The organism is Geminicoccus flavidas (assembly GCF_009806515.1).
Lineage (GTDB): Bacteria > Pseudomonadota > Alphaproteobacteria > Geminicoccales > Geminicoccaceae > Geminicoccus > Geminicoccus flavidus.
The window spans coordinates 1-1,857 of record NZ_WUJP01000081.1 but is presented as its reverse complement, the minus strand read 5'-3'; the positions used below and the strand labels follow the sequence as shown (position 1 = coordinate 1,857).

1 protein-coding gene and 1 pseudogene are annotated in these 1,857 nt (G+C 70.6%); both read left to right on the top strand.

What is annotated here, in order from left to right; genetic code table 11:
- Nucleotides 1-268, top strand: a pseudogene (locus EQG76_RS02085) (hypothetical protein); the annotation flags it as partial.
- On the top strand, nt 228-1,857 hold a 1,630-nt coding region (locus EQG76_RS02080; protein WP_159710167.1), incomplete at its 3' end, for a fimbria/pilus outer membrane usher protein. The pseudogene EQG76_RS02085 and the gene EQG76_RS02080, both read left to right, overlap by 41 nt.

Sequence of the window (1,857 nt, the reverse complement as noted above, 5' to 3'; positions counted from 1 at the left end):
GGCCCCGGTCTGGAGCATCGACGCCGGACCGCGCGGGCCGCTGCTCGGCCTGCGCAATGCCGGCCAGGCCCATGTCCAGGTGAGTGGGATCCAGGTGCGTAGCGCAACCGGCGCATCGGTGGCCGAAGTGAAGGAGCCCTTCTATCTGCTGCCCGGCCGTACGCGCAGCTGGCCGCTGCCCCGCAACGCTGCCGGCAGTTCCCTAACGGTGGTCGCGGAAACCAATCTTGGCACGCTCGAAGAACGCCTGGCCGCGCCGGGCGAGTAAGGTCTGGGCGGCCGTGCTGCTCGCGACCGTCTGGTCGGGATTGAACGCGCAGGAGCCGGTCCCACCGCTGCCGGGCCAGTCCACGCGCCGCCCGGTCGAGCCCGGCCGCAACGTTGTCATCGTCCCGCTGCGCAGGCCAGCGCCCGCTTCACTGCCCGCCCAGACCGCGCTGCCGCCTTTGAAGGTGCTGGCGGCAGAGCCGCCCGTGCCACCCGAGCTGCCGGCACCGGCACCGGCAGCCGGTCCGACGGCCACACCGGTTGAGCCGGCCAGCCAGCACCGCACGCTCGACCACTTCGCGGTGCGCCGTACCACCGCTGCCGTGCCGGCCACCCGGGTGGATATGCCGCCACCGGTTCCGGAGCGGCCGGGGCCGCCGCCAGCCGAACTGCATCGCGCCCCGATCCTGCCACCGATCGAGCCGGAGCGCGCCTGGGTCGAGCAGCTCTATGCCGTGACGGTGAACGGCCAGAAGGTGAGCGACTCCGCGATCTTCGCCCGCGAGGCCGCGACCGGGCGGCTCGTGGTCGAGCTGGCCGAAGCCCTGCGCTGGCGCCTCGTGGTGGACCAGGACCAGGTGCTGACCCTGAACGGCCAGCCCTTCTACCCGATCGATGCGATCCCGGGTGCCAAGGTCGAGATCGACGAGGTCGACCTGGAGCTGGCCCTGTCCGTTCCGCCCGTGTCGCTGGACCCGGTTCGGCTGGGAGGCGAGGCCGCGGAGCGCCCGCCGGTGGTGACCGGCTTTGGTGGATTCCTGGACTATGACGTGCAGTATCTGGCGGGCGATGGCATCCGCAGCCGCCTGGACGGCCTGTTCGAGGCCGGCCTGTTTGGGGCAGGGGGCGTGCTCACCTCCAGCCTGCTGGCCGCCGATGCCCTCTCTTCCGACGGCGAGTTCGTGCGCCTGGAAACCGGCTACTCCCGTGACTTCCTGGAGCGGCGTGCATCGCTGCGGCTGGGTGACGCGCTGGCCGTGGGTGGCGCCTTCAGCCGTCCCTTTCGCTATGGCGGCATCCAGTGGGCCAGCAATTTCGGCACCGATCCCTCCTTCATTACCTTTCCGCTGCCGACCATCGGCGGGCTCGCCGACAGCGCATCGGTGGTCGACGTCTATGTCGACGACCTCCAGCGCTTCTCCGGGGACGTGCCGGCCGGCCCGTTCCAGATCGACCAGCTGCCGGTGATCACCGGGGCGGGCGAGCTGCAGGTCACCGTCACCGATCTGCTCGGCCGGCAGCGCGTGGTCACCCAGCCCTATTATGTCAGCGCGCGGATGCTGCGCGTGGGCCTGCACGACTATGCCTACGAGGCTGGTCTGGTGCGCGAGGACTATGGGCTGGAGAGCTTCGAATACGGCGACCCGTTTGTCTCCGTAACCCATCGCTACGGTTTCTCCGACCGCTTCACCGGCGAGGTCCATCTCGAGGCATCGCCCGACCTGCAGAACGCCGCCGCCGGAGGAACGGCCGCGATCGGCCGGTTCGGTACGCTGAGCGGCGGGGTCGGCATCGGGCTGGCCGAGGACGGCGGCACGGGCTGGCTGGGGCAGCTCGACTACGAATATCTCGGCCGCCCGTTCAGCTTCG